The 25,295-nt window shown below is 43.7% G+C and carries 26 protein-coding genes; 13 read left to right on the top strand and 13 right to left on the bottom strand.

Features of this window, described 5'->3' with window-relative positions; translation table 11 throughout:
- Positions 1-162: 162 nt before the first annotated feature.
- The 3 genes from AWW72_RS08835 to pncA all read right to left on the bottom strand — a co-directional run bounded on the left by AWW72_RS08835 (position 163) and on the right by pncA (position 2,203).
- Positions 163-801 carry a YitT family protein gene (locus AWW72_RS08835; RefSeq protein WP_004776366.1) on the bottom strand — a complete coding sequence of 213 codons (639 nt, stop codon included), beginning with the start codon at positions 799-801 and terminating at the stop codon, positions 163-165.
- A gap of 213 nt (positions 802-1,014) precedes the next feature.
- A complete protein-coding gene (locus AWW72_RS08830; RefSeq protein ID WP_004776369.1) occupies positions 1,015-1,479 on the bottom strand; it encodes an Lrp/AsnC family transcriptional regulator in 465 nt (154 codons plus the stop codon).
- 91 nt (positions 1,480-1,570) lie between these two features.
- The gene (pncA, locus tag AWW72_RS08825) at positions 1,571-2,203 is read right to left on the bottom strand and encodes a bifunctional nicotinamidase/pyrazinamidase (RefSeq protein ID WP_062847096.1); all 633 of its coding nucleotides are present in this window, start codon (positions 2,201-2,203) and stop codon (positions 1,571-1,573) included.
- A 293-nt stretch (positions 2,204-2,496) separates the two neighbouring features.
- Here pncA and dapA point away from each other — a divergent pair, with 293 nt between their 5' ends.
- From dapA to purC, 3 genes are read left to right on the top strand one after another with little or no spacing between them, the layout of a single operon-like run.
- Positions 2,497-3,390, top strand: coding sequence for a 4-hydroxy-tetrahydrodipicolinate synthase (gene dapA, locus AWW72_RS08820; RefSeq protein ID WP_005260271.1), 894 nt, complete (start codon positions 2,497-2,499; stop codon positions 3,388-3,390).
- A gap of 15 nt (positions 3,391-3,405) precedes the next feature.
- Positions 3,406-4,008 carry a hypothetical protein gene (locus AWW72_RS08815; RefSeq protein ID WP_062847095.1) on the top strand — a complete coding sequence of 201 codons (603 nt, stop codon included), beginning with the start codon at positions 3,406-3,408 and terminating at the stop codon, positions 4,006-4,008.
- Between the two features lie 35 nt (positions 4,009-4,043).
- Positions 4,044-4,763, top strand: coding sequence for a phosphoribosylaminoimidazolesuccinocarboxamide synthase (gene purC, locus AWW72_RS08810; RefSeq protein WP_005260273.1), 720 nt, complete (start codon positions 4,044-4,046; stop codon positions 4,761-4,763).
- A 57-nt stretch (positions 4,764-4,820) separates the two neighbouring features.
- Here the strand turns inward: purC and AWW72_RS08805 are convergent, their stop codons facing one another.
- The 7 genes from AWW72_RS08805 to AWW72_RS08775 form a co-directional block, all read right to left on the bottom strand.
- Positions 4,821-6,560 carry an amidohydrolase gene (locus AWW72_RS08805; protein WP_062847094.1) on the bottom strand — a complete coding sequence of 580 codons (1,740 nt, stop codon included), beginning with the start codon at positions 6,558-6,560 and terminating at the stop codon, positions 4,821-4,823.
- Between the two features lie 141 nt (positions 6,561-6,701).
- The gene (locus AWW72_RS08800; RefSeq protein ID WP_062847093.1) at positions 6,702-7,820 is read right to left on the bottom strand and encodes an acyltransferase family protein; all 1,119 of its coding nucleotides are present in this window, start codon (positions 7,818-7,820) and stop codon (positions 6,702-6,704) included.
- 143 nt (positions 7,821-7,963) lie between these two features.
- Complete coding sequence (locus AWW72_RS08795) at positions 7,964-10,222, bottom strand: ATP-binding cassette domain-containing protein (RefSeq protein WP_062847092.1); 2,259 nt, start codon at positions 10,220-10,222, stop codon at positions 7,964-7,966.
- Between the two features lie 147 nt (positions 10,223-10,369).
- Positions 10,370-11,641 (bottom strand): replication-associated recombination protein A, encoded by a 1,272-nt coding sequence (locus AWW72_RS08790; RefSeq protein ID WP_123774000.1) that lies wholly within the window; start codon positions 11,639-11,641, stop codon positions 10,370-10,372.
- A gap of 83 nt (positions 11,642-11,724) precedes the next feature.
- Complete coding sequence (gene ampC, locus AWW72_RS08785) at positions 11,725-12,912, bottom strand: class C beta-lactamase (protein WP_062847091.1); 1,188 nt, start codon at positions 12,910-12,912, stop codon at positions 11,725-11,727.
- Between the two features lie 25 nt (positions 12,913-12,937).
- Complete coding sequence (locus tag AWW72_RS08780; protein ID WP_062847090.1) at positions 12,938-14,101, bottom strand: PQQ-dependent sugar dehydrogenase; 1,164 nt, start codon at positions 14,099-14,101, stop codon at positions 12,938-12,940.
- Positions 14,102-14,211: 110 nt separating this feature from the next.
- The gene (locus AWW72_RS08775; RefSeq protein WP_062847089.1) at positions 14,212-14,664 is read right to left on the bottom strand and encodes a YcgN family cysteine cluster protein; all 453 of its coding nucleotides are present in this window, start codon (positions 14,662-14,664) and stop codon (positions 14,212-14,214) included.
- Positions 14,665-14,849: 185 nt separating this feature from the next.
- Here AWW72_RS08775 and AWW72_RS19145 point away from each other — a divergent pair, with 185 nt between their 5' ends.
- From AWW72_RS19145 to ahr, 7 genes are all read left to right on the top strand, one after another.
- Positions 14,850-15,008: a DUF1328 domain-containing protein gene (locus tag AWW72_RS19145; protein WP_004776391.1), complete on the top strand. Its 159-nt coding sequence runs from the start codon at positions 14,850-14,852 to the stop codon at positions 15,006-15,008.
- Between the two features lie 162 nt (positions 15,009-15,170).
- Complete coding sequence (locus AWW72_RS08770; protein ID WP_062847088.1) at positions 15,171-15,908, top strand: dienelactone hydrolase family protein; 738 nt, start codon at positions 15,171-15,173, stop codon at positions 15,906-15,908.
- 231 nt (positions 15,909-16,139) lie between these two features.
- Complete coding sequence (mutY, locus tag AWW72_RS08765) at positions 16,140-17,177, top strand: A/G-specific adenine glycosylase (protein ID WP_062847087.1); 1,038 nt, start codon at positions 16,140-16,142, stop codon at positions 17,175-17,177.
- Between the two features lie 39 nt (positions 17,178-17,216).
- Positions 17,217-17,753, top strand: coding sequence for a M23 family metallopeptidase (locus AWW72_RS08760; RefSeq protein WP_004776395.1), 537 nt, complete (start codon positions 17,217-17,219; stop codon positions 17,751-17,753).
- 9 nt (positions 17,754-17,762) lie between these two features.
- Positions 17,763-18,008, top strand: coding sequence for a hypothetical protein (locus AWW72_RS08755; RefSeq protein WP_047429848.1), 246 nt, complete (start codon positions 17,763-17,765; stop codon positions 18,006-18,008).
- 35 nt (positions 18,009-18,043) lie between these two features.
- Entirely contained in the window at positions 18,044-18,598 is a 555-nt protein-coding gene (locus tag AWW72_RS08750) for a DNA-3-methyladenine glycosylase I (protein WP_062847086.1), read from the top strand.
- Positions 18,599-18,637: 39 nt separating this feature from the next.
- Complete coding sequence (gene ahr, locus AWW72_RS08745; protein ID WP_062847085.1) at positions 18,638-19,663, top strand: NADPH-dependent aldehyde reductase Ahr; 1,026 nt, start codon at positions 18,638-18,640, stop codon at positions 19,661-19,663.
- Here the strand turns inward: ahr and AWW72_RS08740 are convergent.
- Positions 19,660-21,075, bottom strand: a complete 1,416-nt coding sequence (locus tag AWW72_RS08740; RefSeq protein ID WP_062847084.1) for an aminotransferase-like domain-containing protein — start codon at positions 21,073-21,075, stop codon at positions 19,660-19,662. The genes ahr and AWW72_RS08740 overlap by 4 nt on opposite strands.
- 90 nt (positions 21,076-21,165) lie before the next feature.
- Between AWW72_RS08740 and AWW72_RS08735 the strand changes: the two genes are divergently transcribed.
- Entirely contained in the window at positions 21,166-21,576 is a 411-nt protein-coding gene (locus AWW72_RS08735; RefSeq protein WP_005260297.1) for a hypothetical protein, read from the top strand.
- Here the strand turns inward: AWW72_RS08735 and AWW72_RS08730 are convergent.
- Positions 21,524-22,426: a LysR substrate-binding domain-containing protein gene (locus tag AWW72_RS08730; protein WP_004776401.1), complete on the bottom strand. Its 903-nt coding sequence runs from the start codon at positions 22,424-22,426 to the stop codon at positions 21,524-21,526. The two genes, AWW72_RS08735 and AWW72_RS08730, sit on opposite strands and share 53 nt — an antisense overlap.
- Before the next feature lie 136 nt (positions 22,427-22,562).
- Here AWW72_RS08730 and dkgB point away from each other — a divergent pair, with 136 nt between their 5' ends.
- Both dkgB and AWW72_RS08720 read left to right on the top strand, forming a co-directional pair.
- Positions 22,563-23,369, top strand: a complete 807-nt coding sequence (dkgB, locus tag AWW72_RS08725; protein ID WP_062847083.1) for a 2,5-didehydrogluconate reductase DkgB — start codon at positions 22,563-22,565, stop codon at positions 23,367-23,369.
- A gap of 1 nt (position 23,370) precedes the next feature.
- Complete coding sequence (locus AWW72_RS08720) at positions 23,371-24,558, top strand: MFS transporter (RefSeq protein WP_062847082.1); 1,188 nt, start codon at positions 23,371-23,373, stop codon at positions 24,556-24,558.
- A 39-nt stretch (positions 24,559-24,597) separates the two neighbouring features.
- On the opposite strand, the gene AWW72_RS08715 is transcribed toward AWW72_RS08720, so the two are convergent.
- A complete protein-coding gene (locus AWW72_RS08715) occupies positions 24,598-25,248 on the bottom strand; it encodes an START domain-containing protein (RefSeq protein WP_005260300.1) in 651 nt (216 codons plus the stop codon).
- Positions 25,249-25,295 lie beyond the last annotated feature (47 nt).

Below are 25,295 nucleotides of genomic sequence, written 5' to 3'. Positions count from 1 at the left end.
ATGCTAAAGATTTGTATTTAAAATAATTTTTGATGTAATAAATAAATTGTATTGCTATAAATCTCTTATAATTTACAGCAACACGATTTTCAAATAACTAACTACAGCAGGTCCTCTTAATTATCTTTATTTTTCAAACATTAAGAATAAAACAGAACAGATTTACGCAATATAGCGTGTGGTTTTATGATTCAGAAGAATAATCGAATTTAAAATAATGACACCCATAATTGAAACCAGAATCAACTTCCAGTCTACAAACAACAATGACGTAAGCAAGATTGCCATATCAATGCCCAACTGCACTTTACCTGCCGGGATATCGAAGCGTTCCTGTAAATACAATGCAAGCAAATTGATCCCGCCTAGACTTGAACGATGTCTAAATAAAATCAGGAAGCTGACACCCATCAAGACATTGGCAAAAATGGCTGCATAAATCGGATTGACGTCAGAAAGATGAAAAAACTGGGGAATGATTGCAGAAAAACCTGCCAGTAAAGCAACCGCAATAAAGGTTTTAACCACCAAGGCCATCCCCATTTTTTTATAGGCAAAATAATAAAATGGAATATTGATGAAGAAGAATAAAACACCAAATTTAATGTCGGTAATATAGTGGAGGAGTAAAGACAGACCTGCTGTTCCTCCCGTCATAATGCCCGCTTGTTGCAATAAGGTCATGGCAAAAGAAAGGATAAATGTACCCGTCAACAGCGCCAATGCATCTTCAACTTTGGAATGTTGGTCAATTATAGGCACGACTGGACTGACCAGAGATACATTTTGCTCGGTATTCATAAGGGTAAAACTCAATCACAGAACAGCAGAAGGGAGAGATGCCTTCCAAATAAAAGGCGGCATATTTGATCATTATTATTGGAAATACGCAATTTATTCTTATATTTTTGCCATAAATGCAATTTATATTCAAAATAAGCCATTTAATATAAACAGCTCATTTTCAGTCAGTCATAGCTTTCTGATCCATCTTTCATTAAAAATCAGCTATTTTTATTTAATCGCGATTCCATTTTCTTTGAGTTTTTCCAAAACAATCGAGGTATTCAGGTTGCTAACACCAAAAGTCTGGGAAGAAAGGATACCAATCAACTTGACCATTTCATCAAGATTTTTAACCGCAACTTTCAAGGCAAAATCATAGCTCCCCGTCAGTTTGTGAATATCCTTAACCGCTGGTTCATTGAGAAGGAACTCAACAAAACGATCATGCGTGGCATCATGATAATTCTGTAATTTCACTTCAATAATGCCCATGATCGGCGCGGGATCAGCACTCAGCGCAATTTGTGCATAATAGCCGGTGATGATTTTCTTCTGTTCGAGGTTCACTCGACGGCGTGAACATTGGGAAGTCGACAAACCCACCAATTCAGCGAGTTCCTGATTGGCCAAACGTCCATTCATTTGTAAATGATGGATAATTTTCTGATCAAAATCATCAAGTTCGACTGTCATAAAACGCTCAATTCTGCTTTAAGTCACGGTTTGACTGATGTGGATTCATCAGTTTTCAAAGTTTAACGCCTTTCGCTCAGGCAGCTCAAGCTTATGGCAAAATTGCACTCGACTGAATGCGTTGAATACCCTCTGCCTGCATACTTTGCCATGCACTTTGCAATGACCCATTTAAATCAATTGCTTTGCACGCATCTTCGATAACATAGGTTTTAAATCCCATTTGTGCCGCATCCAAGGCAGTCCATGCCACACAAAAATCTGTGGCTATCCCCACGATATAAACCGTATCAATTTGATGTTCTGTCAGATAGCCCCTCAAACCTGTCGGAGTTTTGCGATCTGCTTCCATAAAAGCAGAATAACTATCGATATCGGGGTGAAAACCCTTACGGATAATCAATTGGGCTGTTGGAATATCAAGAGCTGGATGAAACTCGGCATCCTGTGTCCCCTGCACGCAATGCTTAGGCCACAATACTTGGGTTCCATAAGGCAGCTCAATAGTTTCAAAAGGCGCTTTATTCTGATGATTATCGGCAAAGGAAATATGTTGTTCTGGATGCCAGTCTTGGGTAAGCACCACCATTTCAAACTGTCGAGCCAGTTGATTGATGAGTGGAATAATCTGATCTGCATCAGTGACTGCCAAGTTTCCACCTGGGGTAAAACCGTTTTGTACGTCAACAACAATGAGTGCGCTGTGTTTCGCAAGTGTATGCATATTGTGTTTCATTCTGGATTGCTCGCTCCTTTCTAACATACGCTGCTCTCTATCGTCTGGCTACTTCCACCTGAACTTTTCTTGACATGAAAATTATTCAGGTAAAAGTTGAATTAAAGTTTTCGGCTGTTTGACTAAAGCATATTGTTCTTATGTCGCTGATCAGTCATAATTTGCATAATTGTCATTCAATCGAATTCATTATTGGACGACGAATCAAAATACTGCAACCATCCAATATTTCGTTTCAACTAATTCAATCTCGGATGGGAAAAATAGGATAGTTTTTTAAAATGACTCAGCTAGCACAGAATATTCAAGGCTCAATTGTCGCACTCGTCACCCCTATGTTTGAAGATGGTCGCGTAGATTGGAAGAGCCTGGAGAAGCTCGTTGAGTGGCACATCCAACAAGGTACACATAGTATTGTTGCTGTTGGCACAACGGGCGAAGCCTCAACATTAAGCATGGAAGAACATACACAAGTCATCAAAGAAGTGATCCGTGTAGCCAATAAACGCATCCCAATTATTGCGGGTACAGGTGCAAATTCAACACGCGAAGCAATTGAGCTGACCAAAGCAGCAAAAGAACTCGGTGCAGATGCAGCCCTGCTCGTTACGCCATATTATAATAAACCAACACAAGAAGGCTTATATCAACACTACAAGGCGATTGCTGAAGCAGTTGATATTCCACAAATTCTTTATAATGTTCCAGGTCGTACTGGTGTAGACATGCAAAACGAAACCGTCATTCGTCTTGCTGAAATTAAAAACATTGTTGGGATTAAAGATGCAACTGGCGATGTACCACGTGGTCAAGCCCTCATCGAAGGTTTAAAAGGTAAAATCGCAGTATATTCAGGTGATGATGAAACTGCCTGGGAACTGATCTTGCGTGGTGCGAAAGGTAATATTTCGGTTACTGCCAATGTTGCACCAAAACAAATGAGCGAAGTTTGTGAAGCTGCATTAGCAGGCGATCAAGCAAAGGCTCAAAGTCTGAATCAGCAAATTGCAAATCTACACAATATTTTGTTTTGCGAATCAAACCCAATTCCTGTGAAATGGGCGTTGCATGAGATGGGATATATCAGTACAGGTTTACGCCTGCCATTAACCGCTCTAGCAGAACAATATCGTGAACCTCTCCGCACAGATTTAAAAACTGCGGGAATTATTTAATACGAGCAATTTATGATGCAATTACGTCTTGGTGTTGTCCTAGTCATTTCAGCTTTAAGTTTGGCTGGTTGTGGTCGTTTTGCCCTCAATAATCATTCTTTAGATTATAAAAAAGCGCAAGCGCTTGAACCACTCAAGTTCCCTGAGAATGCAACGGTAAGACCATTTACGCCATTGTATCCAGCACCAACGGTTGACCCGCTTGCGATTCAACATGCACCAACATTTGAGAACAAGACGGGCAAACGTTATGCGTTACCTCGCCCAGAGTCAGCGCAAACTGCAACCACGACAACTGAAGCAACAGCAACCAGCTTAGGTCGTCCACAACTGGTGATGGATGGGAATAAGAACCCATTGCTTAAAGTGGATGGCCCGACTGCAACTGCTTGGCAATATGCTTTTGCGACCGTCAGCAGCCTCAACTATAAAGTCATCTCTCAGGCAGATCATGGCTATGAAGCAACCATTAAAGTAGGTGAGCAAAACTACCTACTGAAGCTTACCGCTGTTGGCTCAAGCAATACCATTGCACTGTTTAAACTTGATACAACCTTTGCAGACCCTGCGGTTGCAACGGAAGTATTAGCCCAGATTTACCAAAACTGGCCAGCCTAGTCGTTTACTAGGCATTTTTTTCAAAAGGTTCCCTCATGTTAAAACAAACCTTGCTCTATACTGGTAAAGCAAAATCTGTATATGAAACAGATAACGCTGATCACCTGATTTTAGTCTTTCGCGATGATGCCTCGGCATTCAATGGCGAAAAAATCGAGCAACTCGATCGTAAGGGCAAGGTCAACAACCGTTTTAACGCCTTCATCATGGATAAACTGGCTGAAGCAGGCATCGAAACCCATTTTGAAAAATTGCTTTCTCCAACTGAAGTTCTCGTAAAAAAACTTCAGATGATTCCTGTTGAATGTGTCATTCGTAACTATGCTGCTGGTTCACTTTGCCGTCGTTTAGGCGTTGAAGAAGGCAAAGAGTTAACACCGCCAACATTTGAATTATTCTTTAAAGATGATGCTCTTGGCGACCCAATGGTGAATGAATCTCAAGCGATTGCTTTAGGTTGGGCGACTGCTGAACAGCTTGAAAAAATGAAAGAACTCACTTACCAAGTAAATGATGTGCTTAAAGCATTATTCGACGCTGGTAATATGATTCTGGTAGATTTCAAACTTGAATTTGGTGTATTCCATGACCGTATCGTCCTAGGTGATGAGTTCTCTCCAGACGGTTGCCGTTTATGGGACAAAGACACCAAGAAAAAACTTGATAAAGACCGTTTCCGCCAAGGTTTAGGTGGTGTGGTTGAAGCCTATGAAGAAGTTGCGGCACGTTTAGGCATTAACCTAGACGATATCTAAGCTCAGCTTAGATCGCATAAAAAAAACCGAGCTAAATGGCTCGGTTTTTTTATAATTTTAATTTTTTGAATCCTGATAAATGAGCTTACCTTCTTTATAGGTCGCCACCACCTTGATCTTTTTAATCTCACGGCTTGGTATAGTCAGCGGGTTCCGATCCAGAATCACTAGATCTGCCAGTTTGCCTTGAGCTAAAGTTCCCTTCTGTTGATCTTCAAAATATTGATAGGCAGCCCAGTCCGTCATCGACTTTAACGCCAGATAAGGACTTACCCGTTCATTTTCACCTAAGACATAATTACTACGGGTGGTTCGATTCACAGTCGCATCAAGCATCATCATACTACTTGGCGGTACCACAGGCGCATCATGATGTTCGGTAAAGATCAGATGTTTCTTTAACGCCGTTGCTGTAGGAGAAATACGTGCTGCACGCTGCTCACCCAGTGTCTGTTGACGATGCCAGTCACCCCAATAAAAAGTATGCAGCGAGAAGAAGGAAGGAATAATATCCAGTGCCTTGAGTTGATCCAGTTGATCATCACGAATCGTTTGTGAATGAATCAGCACACTTCGACGATCTGCTTGACCCTGCTTTTGAGTCGCGTCTTTTACCGCAGCAATAAACTGATCAATTGCCGCATCACCATTGGCATGTGCAAGCACTTGCCAGCCTTGTTTGAAGGCTAAATTGATATAATTCTTCACCTCTTGATCATTGCTGATCGCCGCATAGCCTTTGTAGGTTTTATCCTTGCCTTCAGGCGGCACCAGATACGGTTGTGTCAGCCAGGCAGTCTTGCCCTGAGGTGAGCCATCCAGACTGATTTTAACCCCACCAATACGGAAATGGTGATCATATTGACGACTGCTACCGTATTTGAGCATATAGTCCTTGCTGGTGGTGATATCTGGATAAGACACCATATCAATCGGCAACTGATTTTGTTGGCCCAAGCTCCGCCACATCTCAGTCGTGCCCTGATCTGCCCGACCTTCCTGTACCGTAGTGAAGCCATTTTTCACGTAAGCATCAATGCCTTTCTGTGCAATCTGGAACATGACAGCGGGCGGTACATCTTTAAAAATCGAACCGATTGCAGTAAACAGTGCCGACTCCTCAAGGACACCATTCGGTACGTTGGAATCGGCTTCACGGCGAATCACGCCACCAGCAGGATTCGGCGTATTCTGATCGATTTTTAGCAATTCGAGTGCTTTATGATTAACCGAAGCCAGATGTCCAGATTGATGCAAAATCATCACAGGCTGATCTGTTGAGACGCGATCTAGATCGGTTGCGGTGGGGTGTCTTTTTTCATTGAGTTGTGCATCATCATAGCCATTGCCCAATATCCAGCCGCCCATGGTCTGAATCACATCTGGATGCTGCTTTTTCCATGTATTCAGCACATTGACCAATGATTGAATATCCGAAACCTGCCCATCTGGTTGCGGATATAGATTGGCGACCATCTGGTGAAAACCCACCATATTCACATGGCTATGGGCATCGATAAAACTTGGCAGCAAGATTTTGTTTTTCAGGTCAATTGTTTGAACGGTTTTATCAGCCAGTTGTTCCGCCTGCTGTTTACTGCCCACAAAACGGATGGTGCCATCCTTGACCAGCAAGGCCTCGGCATATTCTGGCGTATCACCACTCATGGTTAAAATGGGGCCGCCATAAAATAGTTTTTCGCTGGAACTGACGGGTATGGATGAAGTTGCACAGCCTGATAGAACAATTGAAAAGGAAGTGACCCATGCAAATTGATGCAGATGGTTACGGTTCATATTTTTAAACCCATATTTTTATTATGCCTTTTCTGATTAAAACTGATTCTGTGCCGAATAGAAAGCATTCACTGATTATTTTTGTAATGTTTGTTCAATTTTTTAAAGACTACAGCGCAGAATCTGATCTCATCCTAAAGACTAAAATAATTTAGCCAGTTTATTCGATACCTTGATTGCAGCATCGTCAATATAACGGCTATAAAACTGCGCCAAAACGATACTGACCACCATCGTAAACAGGCTCGCCAGCAGTCCTGCATTGAAATAAGAGAACGCCAGCTGCACATGCAAAAGATTGAAGAATGGAATACCCAAGGCATAAAGTATTGCCAAGTGAATCAGATAAATTGAAAAAGATACTTTACCCAGAAACACCAAGATACGTCGATCAAAAAACTGGGCCAGCCATTTGCCTTTTAACACAGCATAAACAACCAGAAAGCCACCAAGAAAATTCAGATAATCGTAAGTTTGTTCGCCCAGAAATGACGTAAAAAACTGATAACTCGAACTGCTATTGTGTGCCCCACAAAAATAGAGACCGAACAAGAACAAGAGTATAGAAACAGCCGTCCCTAGCTCTACCGCATACAGAAATAGCCCCATTCCCAATATAAAGCTGAGAATGCCAAGTAATACGGTCTGCGAAATCATATAAGCCGCAGCAACGCTTAACAGCAAAAAGAGAGCAGATAAAATGGGCAATTTACTATATAGATAACTTGCCAGATAAATCACCAATGAGCCAAGCAATTCAATTTGCATGGTCCACAGAACCCAGTTATAGCTTGAATCTCCAAACAGAAATGCACCAATGCTTCCCTCATAGAGTGCCGTCTTCAGTTGAGGATGAGGATTGGCCAAAGCAGCCCCCCATTCTGAAACATGCGAGACATCAACGGGCACAAAATATACCAGATAGGCCACAATACAAGAGACAAACGCGGGAATGGCCAAACGTGGATAGCGTTTAATCAATGATTTTTTCAGCTGTGTGGCGGTATTTTGTTTTTTAAAACTGGATAGTGTCAGGACAAAACCACTTAAAACGAAGAAGACAAAAACTGCACCCGTGCCCGAATAAAAGAAGGCCAATGGAGAATGATGTAATTGTGCAAAAACCTCATATTGAGGCACGCTACTCCAGCCAAAATTATGCATTTGGGGAAAGAAAGTTAACGATAAATGTGACAACACAACGGCGAGACATGCCAAGCCTCGGATACTTTCCGCTGCATTAATTTTATTTGTGGTCATGGTGGAGCTTTATCATCCTTGATAAGCGGGGATGATGCGACCTTTTATCCAGAGTGTCTAGGGGTCACTTACAAAAATAACATGCTCGATACCAAGTCATGACATGACTCAGACTTTCTGATACGCCGTACCCTCTTTTGATATTAACGATTTAAATAATCTCTTAAATAATGCGCGGTATAAGACTCCTTATTTTCTAATAACTGGCTCACTGGCCCTGCAAACATCAGTTCTCCGCCCTGTTCACCCGCCAATGGTCCAATATCAACAATCCAGTCTGCCTGTGTCATGATTTCCAGATTATGCTCAATCACAATGACGGTATTTCCCTGATCAACGATGGTATTGAGTAGCTGGATCAGTTTAACCGTATCAGACGGATGCAAGCCTGAGCTTGGCTCATCCAGCACGAAAATATTATTGGTCTGATCAAGCTCACGGCTGAGTTTCAGGCGTTGTCGTTCTCCCCCAGAAAAGCTATTCAGGCGTTGACCAATGGCAATATAGTCTAGACCTAAATCAATCAGGGTCTTGAATTGTTGCTTCAATTTAGGTACTTCAAAAAAATCATAAGCTTCTGCAACCGTCATTTTTAAAGCATCGGCAATATTCTTATCATTATAAAGATAGTTGAGTACCTGTTCTGCATAGCCTGAACCATGACAAACCTCACAGACCATTTCGACATCATCCAGAAAGGCCAGCTCAATTTTCTCAATACCTGAACCTTTACACTGCGGACACGCCCCTTCACTGTTAAAACTAAACAGTTTCGCACTGACCTTATTCTGTTGCGCATATAACTGGCGAATGCTATCTAGCAAGTCCAGATAAGTGAGTAGATTTGATCGGATCGTTGCAGTAATGGCAGATTGATCAATAATTTTCACTTCGGGGTATTGCTGCGGTAAGACTTTACTCATCAGCGTACTTTTACCTGAGCCAGCAACACCTGTTACCACGGACAGACAATTCTTGGGAATATCAACACTAATATTCTTCAGGTTAAAGAGCCGCGCATTTTTTATGGTCATTTTTTCCAGACTGCTTCGTGCCACCTGTTTATATTGATTGGGGCGCTGGAAAAACTGCCCTGTTAAACCAGAGGAGCTTTTAAGATCCGCAAAACTACCCTGATAAATGACTTCGCCGCCCTTTTGTCCAGATAAAGGCCCCATATCAATCACATGATCCGCAATCCTGATCAGGTCTGGATCATGTTCCACCAACAGCACGCTATTGCCCTTATCCTTAATTTTTTGAATGATCTGGATGATATTTTCCAAGTCTTTGGGGTGAAGTCCAATGCTGGGCTCATCGAAAATATAAAGCAGATCGACCAGACTATTGCCCAAATGTTTGACCATTTTTATACGTTGTGACTCCCCACCCGATAAGGTATTGCTCACGCGATCCAATGTCAGATAACTGAGTCCAACCAGATTTAAATAATGAAGTTTATTACGAATTTCATGTAATACCGTCTCCAGCTTTTCATTCTCGATCGATTCGATAAAGCTCAGCAATTTAGCCACCGACAATGCAGTACAGTCCGAGATATTTTTCCCTTGAATCTTGCAGCTCAGCGAAGTCTGATTCAGACGCTGCCCCTGACAAAGACTACATTTTTCGACAGTAATAATCTTGTCCAGAATATGGCGATAACGGTTGCGCTCTTGTGCTTCACCTTTTAAGAAATTTCGCTCAAAACGAGGAATCAGGCCTTCATATAACGCGGTTTTTCTCCAGTCTTTGCGAGGATGGTGTGGTTTATGCTGCGCTGCATTTAAGAAAAGCTCCCACTCTTCCGCATCATAATCCTTAAGCTTTTTATCCAGATCAAAATAGCCCGAGTCGGCATAACGGGTCCAACGCCAAGCATGCGGCTGATAAGTCGGAAAGTCGATCGGCCCTTCATTTAGAGATTTCTCTAGATCCAGAATTTTATAGATATCAATGGTCTGTTCCAGACCAATCCCATCACATTGTGGACACATGCCATTGGGATGATTAAATGAAAAAACATGAGAGTACCCGACAAAAGGCTTACCCATGCGTGAAAACAACAACCTTAAATTGGCATATATATCGGTAATGGTCGCGATAGTTGAGCGGATATTTCCAGTCAAAGGCTTCTGATTGATGATCACGGGAACATTCAGATTTTCAATTTTATCGACATCCGCCACACCAAAATGCTGTAAACGGTTACGCACAAAACTATCCTGTGTTTCATTGATTTGTCGTTGCGCTTCGGCACCAATCGTTTCAAATACCAGTGAAGATTTACCTGAACCTGAAACGCCCGTGAATACAACGATTTTGTTTTTGGGAATTTTCAATGAAATATTTTTAAGATTATTTTGTCGCGCGCCGTAAATATTTATTGTTCTGCTGCTCATCTGTCGTCTCGCTGTTCTCTTTAAAACCACGATAAGCCAAAAAGAATGTGAGAGATGTATCTGTTTTTATGAATAAATGAAATAGATGTAATGGAGTGCTGGATATTCAAAGCCTTGAATATCCAGCGCTATAGAAGCAAATGTGATTTATTGTTGCTGATCTTGTTGCCAACGGCGCTGTTGTAAACGCTCCCCTTCAACTTCACGTTTATTCAGGGCGCGCTCATAGAGCTTGGTACCGCGCAATTCAGGTGGCAAATATTCCTGTAATACAAAATGTTCAGGATAATTATGCGGGTAGAGATAATCGACACCATAACCTTGCTGTTTCATCAACTTGGTTGGTGCATTGCGCAGATGTAAAGGAACAGGTAAGTTCGCCGTTTTTTCTGCCAATTCCAAGGCACGATTTATCGCCAGATAAGTACTATTACTTTTCGGACTGGTCGCCAAATACACGGCGCATTGACCCAAAATAATCCGTGCTTCTGGCATGCCCACTGCCTGCACCGAGCGGAAACATTCGCCCGCCAGCAATAAGGCATTGGGGTTAGAGTTACCAATATCTTCCGATGCAGCAATCAACATACGACGTGCGATAAAGACTGGATCTTCACCACCTTTCAGCATACGTGCCATCCAGTACAGCGTTGCATCTGGATCACTACCACGAATGGATTTGATAAATGCCGAAACCAGATCGTAATGCTGCTCACCCGATTTGTCGTAACGCGCAATATTTTGCTGCGCAACTTTAACGACAATGGCATTGGTGACCATATTCTCAACATCAGGCTCAAAGGTACTAGCGATCAGATCAATCAGATTCAGTGCCTTGCGTGCATCACCTGCTGCAAATTGAATCAATGCATCATATTCTTCGATATGAATAAAACGTTCTTTTAAAAACTTATCCGTTTGAATCGCTTTATTCAGCAAGGTTTGAATGGCATCTGCATCCAGACTGTTCAGGGTATACACCTGACAGCGAGACAGCAACGCACTGTTCACCTCAAAGGACGGATTCTCCGTGGTTGCGCCGATCAAGGTGATTTTGCCTTTCTCAACGGCATTGAGTAAGGCATCTTGCTGCGACTTATTGAAGCGATGTATTTCGTCAATAAATACCACAGGCGTCAACAGATCACCGCTTTCAGCAATCACTTCCCGAAGCTCTTTCACGCCCGTATTCAGTGCTGACAAACTCACAAAAGGACGATCAACCGCTTGAGCCAGTAATAATGCGATCGTGGTTTTTCCTACCCCTGGTGGTCCCCAGAAGATAATCGAAGGCAAATGCCCCTGATCAATCATTTGACGTAAGGGTGCATTTTCGCCCAGTAAATGATCTTGCCCGATAATTTCTGACAAATCACGAGGACGTAAACGTTCAGGTAAAGGAATATGCGTATCTGACATCATCAATGGCTTTATGCTGTTTTATCCTAGTCTATTGTGTCTGACACAAATCTACAATTTGAATCTGCACTCACTGCGTCATTCTATCGCGCACTGTTTTGCTGAATCAGTTGCTGTATCACGTTGTAGCTGGCCTTAATCCGTTCTTCATTGGGGAAATTGGTATTGGCCAACATCACGATCCCAATCTTTTGTTGCGGGATAAAAGCAGCATAAGCACCAAAGCCATTGGTCGCGCCGGTTTTATTAAAGAAGGTCGCTGCTGGAGCAATTTTTGGCTGCGCGACTGGTGTCACTGCATGGCTTTCTAAAGCCATTTTGCTGGAGTTGCCCTGTAACAGCGTTTCCAATTTCGTTGGATAAGCATATTGCTCCCAACCTAAACTCTGTGTCATTGCGCCTACTTTAAAATAACCCACATGCGTATTTTCGATGCCTTTACTCAGTGGTTGTTTCAACTGTTGCGGATTGATTTGCGCATCCAGAAATTTCAGCATGTCCGCGCTGCTGCTTTTCACGCCATAAGCTTCAGCATCAAACATCCCAGGCGATACCCGCATGGCCTGATCCGCTTTATAGCCCCATGCATAATTCGGCATCTGCTGCTCAGGGACTTGAATAAAACTTTGTTTGAGACCTAACTGAGGAAAAAGTGTTTTTTCTAACAATTCGGTATAAGGCTTTTTCATTGCCAAGGCAGTGACATAGCCCATCAAGCCAATACTTGGATTGGAATATTGACGCGCAGCGCCGATGGTTGTCTTCGGCTGCCATGCCTGAAAATACTTGATCATCTCCTGTTGCTGAACCACCTCATCAGGGAACTGCAACGGAAAACCGCCCGCAGTATAAGTACCCAGATTCAACAAGGTGGCACGATTCACAGCACTGTTTTTAAGTTCAGGGAAATATTTGGCAGGATGGTCAGACAAGGAGATTCGTCCTTGTGCCTGTGCATAGCCTGCTAAAGTTGCATTAAAGGTCTTACTCACTGAGCCAAGTTCAAATAAGGTATTGTTGCGAATCGGCTGTTGGCTCTGTTTTGAAGCCACCCCATAATTCACAAAATAATGTTGTCCATTTAAAGTGATCCCCACCGCCATTCCCGGGATTTTGTATTGTTGTAAAAGTGGTTTAAATTGCTGGTCAACACTAGCTTTTACTTGCTGCTCGCTGAGCTGTTGTGCCCAAAGCGGTGCACTGCAAGACAGAAGTCCTGCAAGTACACATAATTGTTTCGCAGGTATAGAGAACCGTTTTGAATTTGGCATGGATGATTTCACTTTAAGTTAATAATTAAGAAGCTGTTAGTTTGAGTAATTTGGCTTGCGGACCATCCTCAATGACCCAAATCGAACCATCTTGAGCCTGATGTAAACCACGAATCCGCTGTTTCATATCTAGTCGCTGAATCTCTTTCACAGGTTGCGATTTTAAGTCCACCACCACAATGGCTTTGGAAGATAAACCACCGATGAGCGCCTTATGTTGCCATAAAGGGAACTGCTGACCTGAGTAAATGATCATGCTGGAAGGCGAAATTACAGGGGTCCAGTCGATTTCAGGCGCTTTAAACTCGGGACGAGTGCTGTGATCTGGGATCGGTAAACCTGAATAATGATCACCATTGGAGACTTTCGGATAGCCGTAGTTGGCTCCTTTCAGGATCAGATTCAGCTCATCGCCGCCTTTAGGCCCCATTTCGACCACCCAGAGCTGCCCTTTCTCATCAAATGCCATGCCGAGTGGATTACGATGACCCAGTGACCAGATTTCAGCTGTGATACCACCTTGCTGCTGAAATGGATTGCCATCCCCAGGGGTGCCATCATCGTTCAAGCGCAACACTTTGCCGAGATTACTTTTTAAATCCTGAGCTGGATCAAACTTCTGGCGCTCTCCTGAACTCACCCATAACTTTCCATCTGAACCAAACAGCATCCGATGTCCGTAATGTCCCTGACCAGAGACCTTCGGCACTTGCTGCCAGATGGTTTTTAAATCGGTCAATTTGGGTTGCTCTGGGTTGGATAAATCCAGCTTGGCACGCGAAATCACCGCGCCGTATCCACCTTGTCCTTTGCTGGCATAACTCAAATAGAGCCAATGGTTATGCTGAAAATCGGGATGTAAAACCACATCACCAAGTCCGCCCTGTCCACCATAACTTACTGAAGGAACACCTGAGACATTCAGGCTGGTCTTGGTTTGAGGATCAAATAATTTTAATTGTCCTTTGCGTTCCGTAATCAACAAACGTTGATCAGGCAGACTGGTCACCGCCCAAGGCTCATCAAATGAAGCCACCGTCTCGGTACGATAGGTCTGCTTTGCCGTATTGGTTGGACTTTGCTGCTCAGCATTTTGATCAGGGGTTTTAGAATTGGTATTGTTCGGACCACAGGCCAACAAAAATAAAAAACTGCTACAAACCAAAGGTGTTATCAATAATTTCTTCATTGCTTATCTCCCTCTTTATAAGACTCATCTTACGGAGATATGCCAGTCAAAATACTGTAAAAATGTTGTTTTATGCAAAGCATGTTTTAAACATTTGGTGAAATTTTCAGTTAGCGGACCCAGCGCACGATATAGTCTTCGATCTGCTCTTCATCAATCTCGCTTTCAGAGATGCAACGTCCTGCGGCAGATTTCTTGGCTCGGATCACGCTCTGACGAGAACCAGTATTTAAATAATGCCATGAGGGTAAATTCTTGCCTTCACTCAAACGACGATAGGCACAGCTCGGCGGTAACCATGAGATTGTTGTGAGCTGCTCTAATGTGAGCTGGATGCAATCTGGTACTTGCTGCTGACGGTTAGGATAATCTGAACAACGCGCTGTTTTACAGTCCAGCAATTTGCACGACACTTTGGTATAGGCAACTTCGCCAGTCTCCTCATCTTCCAGTTTTACTAGGCAACACAAACCGCAGCCATCACACAATGCTTCCCATTCAGCCTCATTGAGCTGATCAAGCGAATATTGTTTCCAGAAGTTAGGACGAAGTTTGAGGGACATACCAGTTGTTTCTATTTCAAACGAGTGTTTGATTATAGCATTGCTGTCCTATGTCTTGCTTTTCAATCTCATTTCTAGCTTAACATTTCTTTAAGTATTAAACATTTGAACCACAGAAACACCACATTTTGTTCAAAAAACCCACGCTATATTAGATTCATAACGAAAAATTAGGAGGACACGACATGTTCCGTTGGGCCATTATTTTTGCTGTAATCGCACTCATTGCCAGTTTATTAGGTTTTGGTGGGGTTGCGGGTTTATCCAAAGATTTCGCTGTGATCTTACTGGTTGTCGCCGTGATCTTAGCTATCGTTGGTTTCATATCCAGAGGTAAAGTCTAAGGATTTAACCTAACTCAATAAAAAAAGAAGAATCTCCGTATTCTTCTTTTTTTATGCCTGTGTAAGACCAAGACGCTAGCATTTGTTGTTTGACGATATCTTCAATTTTCTTTTTTTATGCTTTAATCAATGCATTCTAAAAATACAGATCAGGATTATAGAATGAGCTTTACAGTCAATACTCGTGAAATTGAATACACTGCACCAGATGGTCAACGCCTGATTGGTTATTTCGCAACGCCCGTCACTGATCAACCCGTTGCTGGGGTGATTGTTGCACCTGAATGGTGGGGCCGTAATGAATATACCGAACAACGCGCGCGTGAGCTGGCTGAACATGGTTTTGCCGCACTAGCAATTGATATGTATGGTGATAAGAAAGTTACAACGGCTGTACCTCAAGCTTCAGCATGGATGAATCAGACCTTTGAACAGCCAGAGACCATTGTTGATCGTGCTCAGGCTGGTCTCTCAACCTTGGCTGCCCAACCAGAAGTCAATGCTGAAAAACTGGCGGCAATTGGTTTCTGTTATGGCGGAAAAGTAGTGCTGGATTTAGCGCGCTCAGGTGCACAGATCGAAGCTGTTGCAACCTTCCATGCGGTTTTAAGTCCAAAAGCACTGGCTGAAAAAGGCAAGATAAAGGCTGAGATTTTAGTTCTGCATGGCGAGCTAGATAGCATGGTAACTTTGGATGATGTTGCGAGCTTCCGTCAGGAAATGCATGATGCTGAAGTCGACCACGACGTGATTATTTTTGAAGATGCCAAGCATGGTTTTAGTAACCCGCTTGCTGATGAACGTGCCAAAGCCAACAATGTTGATTTAGGTTATAACGCAGAAGCAGAGCGCCAAGGGCTTGAAGCGATGTATGAGCTATTAGATAAACATTTGAAGTAATCGGTAAATGATTTTTCAAAATGTAAATCCCTGTCAACATCATCCTGATATTTAAGCTCGTGCAAAGGCGGCATCCATGCCGCCTACCCCAAAAACAAATAACGACTGAAATTTAATAAAAGTTTGAAATACTTTGCTATCTATACACTGTTTATGTTTCAACAGAATTTTAACAGCTCAGAAAGACCTATTTCCGCTATACTACAGCCCTGCTTTTTACTGACCTGATTCATGTCTGATTTCTCATTTTCTGATGCACTACTTCGCTGGTACGACCAACATGGTCGCCACGACTTACCTTGGCAAATCGCCGATGATCCGTACAAGGTTTGGGTCTCAGAAATCATGCTGCAACAGACCCAAGTCAAAACTGTACTGCAATATTTCGATCGTTTTATCGAACGCTTTCCAACCGTGGAAAGTCTGGGACAAGCCAGTTGGGATGATGTCGCCCCCTATTGGGCAGGACTTGGCTACTACGCCCGCGCCCGTAACCTGCATAAAGCTGCGGGGATGGTCAGTCAAAAAGGTAAATTCCCAGAAACACTAGAAGAGTGGATAGAACTCCCAGGCATTGGTCGTTCAACTGCGGGAGCATTGATGTCATTGGGCTTACGCCAATACGGCGTGATTATGGACGGCAACGTAAAACGTGTTTTAGCCCGTTTTCTTGCCATCGAAGATGACCTATCCAAACCACAGCACGAACGGACGCTCTGGCAAATCGCAGAAGAGCTTTGTCCGCACCAACGCAACCATGATTACACACAAGCAATTATGGATTTAGGCGCAACGGTGTGTACCCCGAAAAAACCACTGTGTTTATATTGTCCAATGCAACAGCATTGTCAGGCCTACCAGCAAGGTGTGGAACAGCAACTTCCTTTTAAAAAAGCCAAAAAACCCGTTCCAGTCAAAACAGCCAATGTGTTACTGATCCAATCTGGTGATGAATGGCTGTGGCAACAACGTGAAGCCCACGGGCTGTGGGGCGGATTGTACTGCCTCCCTATCATTGAGCAAGCAACCGAATTACAACAGATTGAACAGCACTTTAAACTGCAAGCTCAAGTATCATCTTTGCAGATTAGCCATAGCTTCACTCACTTTACATGGTTACTGAATGAACAACTGTTCCACGTGGAACATGATCAAAAAGAACAGCTCAGTATTGAACTTAACGGCGTATGGCTGAGTCCAGAAACAGCAATTGCCAAAGGTATTCCCACGGCTATGAAAAAACTGATTACAGCAAAGCAAAAAGCTTAAGTGACCTCACTGCTGTAGATCAAAATATAAGGAGTTTTTGTGCGTCATCCAATTTCTTATACGCTGCTTGGTGTGTTCATTATTTTACTTTCAGCTTGTGCCACAGCGCCGAAAAAACCAGCACCTTTGCCCAATGCACAGGTCAATAAGCTGAAAAGCATGCGCTTGGATAGCCGCTTGCCAGTTCCAGTAAAAGGCGTCAGCCGCAATGAATTACGAGATACTTGGGGCGCTGCACGCAGTCAAGGACGTAGTCATGAAGGCATTGATATCATGGCAGAGCGCGGTACGAAAGTGTATAGTGCGACCGAGGGCTTAGTTGCTGATTTACGTAATAATAATTTAGGTGGAAAGGTGATCTGGATCATTGGTCCAGCAGGTTCGTGGCATTATTATGCCCATCTTAACGGACATAAGCGTGGTCTCAATGTCGGGGACTATGTTCGCAAAGGCGACCTGATCGGTTATGTGGGCAATACGGGCAATGCGCGTTATACCTCTCCACATTTACATTACGGAATTTATTTAAATGGCAAAGGGCGTGGTGCAGTCAATCCATACCCATATTTACGTTAGGAATCTACAATGTCTGAAGCATTGATTGAACGGCTGGTTGTATTTGCAGAGTCGGGCAACCAGCAAAAAATCATCCTGAATGGCACCAGCTACCAAGGCTGGATCATGGAAATTACTGAAGATGCCTTGCTCATCAGTACGGGTTTTGCCGATAAATCGGGGAAAGACTTTTGGCTTAAATTTGCTGATTTAAACAACGCAGAACTGTATTATTGGGATACTCGCCCAAATGAATGGGTGGCATTCAAACTTTAATCATCATGTACACATAACAATAAGGAGCATCAAATATGTCAACTCAACGCTGTGGCTGGTGCTCCGATGATCCGCTCTATATGGCCTACCATGATCAGGAATGGGGCAAGCCACAACATGATGAAGCACATTTATTTGAAATGCTCTGTCTTGAGGGTCAGCAAGCAGGACTTTCCTGGATCACGGTTCTGAAAAAACGTGAACACTACCGCACCCACTTCTTCGACCATCCCATCACAAAAATTGCTGCACTGACAGATGATGAACTGGAACTCAAGCTCAGTGATGCAGGTTTAATTCGTCACATTGGTAAACTGAAAGCAATTCGAGACAATGCGCTGGCTTGGCTTAAACTCAAAGATGAAGTCACAGATGTACCTGCCTGGCTATGGAGTTTTGTGGATCATCAAACCGAAAATAATGATGTAGTGAATTATCGTGAAGCCCCTGCCCAAACAGAAATAAGCCAGAAATTATCTAAAACACTCAAAAAGCGTGGTTTTAAGTTCGTCGGCCCGACCACCTGTTATGCGTTTATGCAAGCCGTTGGCATGGTCAACGACCACGAAAATCATTGCCATTTTAAATAATCAAAAATCATCGCTTTTCCTTCTACAGGAGTTCCTTGAATGAGCAATAACCAGATTCGTGCTTATGCAGCAATGCAGGCTGGTGAACAGTTAGTTCCTTATCAATTTGATGCGGGCGAGTTACAGGCGCATCAGGTTGAAGTCAAAGTCGAATATTGTGGCCTGTGCCATTCCGATCTGTCTGTCATTAATAATGACTGGCATTCATCGGTCTACCCTGCGGTCGCTGGACATGAAATTATTGGTACCATCGTTGCGCTCGGTTCAGAGGCGAAAGGACTTCAGATCGGTCAGCGTGTTGGTATCGGCTGGACGGCTGAAACCTGTCAGGCCTGTGATCCATGTATTGGCGGTAATCAGGTGCTCTGTACGGGTGAAAAGATTTCAACCATTGTCGGGCATGCAGGTGGTTTTGCCGATAAGGTCCGTGCAGGCTGGCAATGGGTCATTCCGCTGCCAGAAGCGTTAAATCCAGAAAGTGCAGGTCCGCTACTGTGTGGAGGTATTACTGTATTTGATCCTTTGCTGAAACATAAAATTCAGGCGACCCACCATGTCGGGGTGATTGGAATTGGTGGTCTCGGCCATATGGCGATTAAATTGCTCAAGGCATGGGGTTGCGAAGTGACCGCATTTAGCTCTAGCTCAGACAAGACCGATGAATTGAAAGCCATGGGTGCAGATCATGTGGTGAATAGTCGTGATGCACAAGCCATCAAGGCACAACGCGGCAAATTTGATTTGTTGCTCAGTACGGTGAATGTGACGCTGAATTGGCAAGCCTACCTCAGCACGCTTGCAGCGAATGGCAGTCTACATTTCTTAGGCGTGACTTTAGAGCCAATACCTGTTTCGGTGGGAACACTCATGAATGGAGCTAAATCGGTCACCTCCTCCCCAACAGGTTCCCCTTTGGCACTGCGCCAACTTTTACAGTTCGCAGCGCGTAAAAATATTGCCCCACAGATTGAGCTATACCCAATGTCTCAACTCAATGAAGCAATTGAACGACTGCATTCAGGCCAAGCCCGCTATCGTATCGTTCTAAAAGCAGACTTCGATTAATTCAAACTTTTTCGCGTCCAGTCCGCCAATTGCTGTATGGCTTGGCGGATTTCTGCAGTTAAGGCATGTCCCGCATTTAAGCGTAAAAAATGCTGATAGCGTCGGTCTTCTCCAAAGACTTCCCCCGGCACGATATTAATGCCCTGCTCTTGCGCCAGATAATAAAGCTCCAAACCTGTAATACTCGCTGGAAGTTGCAGCCATAAAGCATAACCACCCTGTGACTGACTCAAGGCAATTGGAATCCCCTGAAACACCTCTAAGATAAACGCTCGATACTGCTCCACCTGCTGCATAAGCTGAGGTCTTAAATGATCGAGATGCTCCCGATAACCACGACTATAAATAAAATCAGCCAGTCCCAACTGTAAAGGCGTATTCACCCCCACATTATTCGCCAATAATTTCGGTCTTAAATATTGTAATTGCTGTCCCAAACAGAACCAGCCAACACGATAAGCGGCCGATAAAGATTTAGACACCGATCCACACCAGATTACATAGCCCTCCTGATCCCAATAGCGTATCGGCAAAGGTCGCTCCTTCTGGAAACTGCATTCTCCATAAATATCATCTTCCAGAATAAAACATTCATACTGCTGAGCCAGCTTGGCGATGTGCTGCTTTTCTTCATTGGTCAGGCAATAGCCCAATGGATTTTGAAAATTGGCAGTCATCAAACACAGCTTGGCACTGCCCTGTTTCATAAAGAATTCCAAACGCTCCAGATCAATGCCACGATGGTCGGCTGGAATTTCAATAATCTTGCGTTTTAGGCTGGCCAGCATTTGCAACTGACCATTAAAGGTGGGTGTTGGAATCAGAATGCTATCGCCTTGTTTGGTGATCTGCTGAATCAACAGCGACAACGCGGGCATACAACCATTGCTGATAAAAATATCGTCTGTCGCAACATAGATACCATCTTCGCGCCAATGATCCGACAAGGCTTGCCGCAACTGTTGGTGTCCCTGTTTATTACAATATAGAAAATCTTCTGGCTGACAGTGTTTCAGCGCACGTTGCAAGGAACGGCGTAAGCCATCCACAGGAATCAAATGTGGGGATAATTGAATCGCGCCCAAAGGCGTTAAATGGTTCTGGATCGAAGCGGTTTGAATCTGATTTTGCAGGTCTAAATTTGAAACTTGCCGAATCATCGATTCAAAACGTGGGCTATCTGGGACAGGACTTTGATATTGCCTTGAACTGACGAAATAACCCGATTTGGCTTTGACATAAATCAACCCTTTGGCTTCCAGTAATTCATAGCATTGCTGTGCCGTACTCAGGCTAACACTCTGCTGACGAGCAAATTCCCTTAAAGAACTGAGCTTCTGCTGAGGTTGTAATTCATGCTGATAAATCTTATGCGCCAGTTGTTCTGCTAAACGTTGATATTGGAAAGTCATCTCTGTACTGCTTTTTTATAAATTTCTGTATCTGTATTGGTTTATACAACACCGTTAAGCTATAAAAATCAACAACCAAAGGATAACATCATGAAAAATAAAATCTTATTTATACTCAGTACAATTCTATTTACGGGCTGCGACTTCTCGGCTCAGGCCAGCTATCCACAACAACAGGTTTGTAAGTCTCTCTCAGAAGGTTACTTACGTATGCAAAATCAAACCACCTATGAGCTATGGAGAATGGAAAAGCGCGATGCCCCAGAGCAGACCCGTATCATCAAAATGACTTATAAAAAGCCAAATGAAAATGGTGTGATGCTGCCAAGCCAGTATTTACCGACGATGGAACTGGAATGCCGCTTACAACAACAGCATATTGTGGTGTCGGTCATTCAGGCCACTGGTGCGTTAGTACCCGTCCTGAATGTACAGCTGCAAAATGATGCTATTGGCAAACCGAAAAGCCCTGACTTAATTGCTCAGTCAAAAATTCAATAAATAACCGGACACGTTTCGGCAAATGCTCTTGCTGATAATACACCGCATGGATGCGTTGATAAGAATGTTCAATCTGGTCTTCAAACAGTGCGACCAAGTGCCCTTCATTCAAGTCTTTCCAGATCTCAAACTCTGACAGACGAGCAATGCCTTGCCCCCGCAGGCACAATTGACGAACAGTTTCTCCACTTGACGCCTTGATTTTAGGTTGCGCCTGAAAATATTCCCCTTCAATTTTCAGAGGCCATTTATTGATATAGGCAGGTCGGGTAAAGCCAACGACATCATGTTCAAGTAAATCTTTCGGCTTTTGAGGAATGCCTTTACGGCTTAAATAGTCGGGACTGGCAACGATATAAATACGGCTCTTACACACCAGTTTGGCATGCAGACTGGAGTCATGCAGTTCCCCAAAGCGGAAGGCAACATCGGTTTTATGTTCCAGTAAATCAATCACCAAATCATTACTGTTCAACTCAATTTCAATATTGGGATAGCAGCGTCGGAATTTATGGACCAGCGGCGTAATCACATGCAAAATAAAAGGTGTCGCAGAGTCAATCCGAATGAGTCCTGAAGTGTCCTGATCGGATTTTTGCAGTGCTTCTTCCGCCGCGTTGAGATCGCTCAGGATTTTGCGGGCATGATTAAGAAATTGCTGCCCTTCTTGCGTCAGTTTTAATTTGCGGGTGGTGCGTTCTAACAGCGTCACCTCAAGCTTGGATTCCAGACGGCTCAGTGAACGGCTCAGTCCCGATGCAGTTTGTCCCAGACGTTCAGCAGCAGCGATAAAAGAACCAGTATCGACAATGGTCATAAAGGCAAGAAGTTCTTCTACGGTTGATTTCATCACCGCCTCTCTATTATTGATATTTAGTCAACTGTATTTTGCAAATTCATCTATTTTTTAGCAACAATAATCATCGCAAAATGACAGCCATCAACAAAATCGCTCCTTAGAGCATGAAAAAAATCAGGTGAAAAATATGCGTATCCCTCAATTTGGTTTAGGTACTTTCCGTCTCAAAGATCAAGCCGTGATTGACTCGGTTAAAACAGCGTTAGACGTCGGCTATCGTGCCATCGATACCGCACAGGTTTATGAAAATGAAGCGGCTATGGGTCAAGCCATTGCTGAAAGTGGTGTCGCACGTCAGGATATTTTCCTCACCACAAAAATCTGGGTCGACAATTTTACGGAAGATAAGTTTATTCCAAGCCTAAAAGACAGCTTGCAAAAGTTGCGTACCGATGCAGTAGACCTGACTTTAATTCACTGGCCTGCCCCACAACTAGGTGTGTCCATTCCAACCGTAATGCAACTGCTTCTAGAAGCCAAACAGCAAGGTCTGACTCAGCACATTGGGATCTCGAATTTTAATATTGCCTTGACCCAACAAGCGATTGACAGCATTGGTGTAGAACACATTGCCACCAACCAAATTGAACTCAGTCCATATTTACAGAACCGTACCTTGGTCAACTTCCTGCGTGAACAAAATATTGATGTGACTTCTTACATGACTTTGGCTTATGGCAAGGTATTAAATGATCCCACCCTACTTGAGATCGCTGCACAGCATCAGGCAACCAGCGCACAAGTGGCATTGGCTTGGGCACTACAAAATGGCTTTGCTGTGATTCCTTCATCAACCAAACGTGAAAACCTGATCAGCAACCTAAAAGCACAAGACTTAACTTTAACTGCAGAGGAAATGCAGTTGATTGCCCAACTGGAACGTAATGGTCGAGAAGTGAGTCCAGAACCATTTGCGCCTGAATGGGACAAATAACATGAGCAGCCGCATTAACCTGCCCTTGCTGGCTTTGGCGATTGGTGCCTTTGCCATCGGCACCACCGAGTTCTCACCCATGGGGCTATTGCCCAATATCGCCAATGATCTAGGCGTATCGATCCCCAGCGCGGGTATGCTGATTACGGGTTATGCACTGGGCGTAATGCTGGGTGCACCGATCATGACCTTATGGTTTGGTGGTTTTGCGCGTCGTAATGCATTGATTTTGCTGATGGCAATTTTTACGATCGGTAATCTGATTGCAGCATTTGCACCGAACTATATGAGCTTAATGGGCGCTCGATTGATTACCAGCCTGAACCACGGTGCTTTCTTCGGAATTGGCTCTGTGGTCGCTGCCAGCGTGGTTCCTGCCAATAAACAGGCCAGTGCTGTTGCCACCATGTTCATGGGCCTGACCATTGCCAATATTGGTGGTGTCCCGCTTGCAACTTGGGTCGGGCAAAACATCGGCTGGCGCATGTCTTTCCTTGCGATTTCAGCACTTGGTGTGATTACGATACTCTCCCTCTGGAAAGCGCTGCCGGTAGGATCAGTTGGACAAAAACCAAATGTAAAAATGGAGCTGAAAGTCCTGACCCGTTTACCTGTCGTATTGGCGTTGCTGACTACGGTGTTCGGAGCATCAGCGATGTTTACGCTCTATACCTATATCGCGCCAAGTCTGGTTGAGTTCACCCATGCCTCACCGACCTTTATCACCATGATGCTGGTTTTGATCGGGATTGGTTTCTCAATCGGTAACCATTTCGGTGGCAAGTTTGCAGACCTGTCTATCAACAAGACTTTGATTGGTTTCTTAGGTTTATTGATCGGATTGATGCTGATTTTCCCAATCCTTGCTCAAACCCAAGTAGGTGCAGCACTTGGTTTGGTGATCTGGGGCGCAGCCGCCTTTGCCATCGTACCGCCATTACAAATGCGTGTGATGTCAGTGGCACATGAAGCCTCGGGCCTTGCTTCTTCCGTGAATATTGGCGCCTTTAACTTGGGCAATGCGATTGGTGCCGCAGCAGGTGGCGCAGTATTAAGTCTTGGTCTGAATTACACTGCAGTCTCAATGATCGGCGCTGCACTGGCAGGCATTGGTTTAATTCTGGTTTTCATTCAAATGAAATTAGCAGCCAAACCAGCCACTCAGCTACAACAATGCCCTCAAGCCTGATGGTAATAAAAAAAGCCTGAATTTAATCAGGCTTTTTTATTATTTCAATAAATCTGGCAACTTTGGTTGCGCATAGATCGGGTTGAGTACTTCTTTTTTCATTTTCATAAGCATCTGATACGGTTGCTGTTGCACAAACATATTCACAAAGCTCAATGGAATCGAACCCGCTGGATCGGCATATCCGCTGGTGGTCACTTTTACCCGATTATTCGGTAATTTCTGGAAAGTCCAGTCACCCGCATATTTGCTTAAACGCACCACATCAGGTTGCTCAGGATAATTGTTCTGAATGGCATTGTTTTTAATGCTAATGCTGCCATCCGCATTTTTGGTCATTTTGCCTTTAATCACCACATCGCGATCTTTTAAAGGAAATGGAAAATCCAGCACCATATACAAGGTAAACTCGCCTTTCTTGTCATCGCGAGATAGCATTTGCGCCTTGCCCACATACGGCACCCATTGTGGCGTACGCTCGACATCGAGGACTACTGCAACGGCACGTTCCAGCGGCACATCATAAATCGTTTCGGCTTTATATTGAATAATTGGATTATTTTCTGTCTGGTAGGTCCAGACCTTAATATTATTACGATGCAAACTCAATTTGGCAGTATCTGATGCAGCAGTCACCGCAAAGCTGCTGATACTGAGTAGTGTAGCAAGGACGATATGTTTTTTATTCATGTCATGCTCAATTGTTTTAATGATGGCAAGAGCCTGCTTCACTTTTA

The organism is Acinetobacter sp. NRRL B-65365 (genome assembly GCF_001605865.1).
Lineage (GTDB): Bacteria > Pseudomonadota > Gammaproteobacteria > Pseudomonadales > Moraxellaceae > Acinetobacter > Acinetobacter vivianii.
Note: the sequence above shows the minus strand (reverse complement) of the source record. Positions and strands in the feature narration are given on the sequence as shown.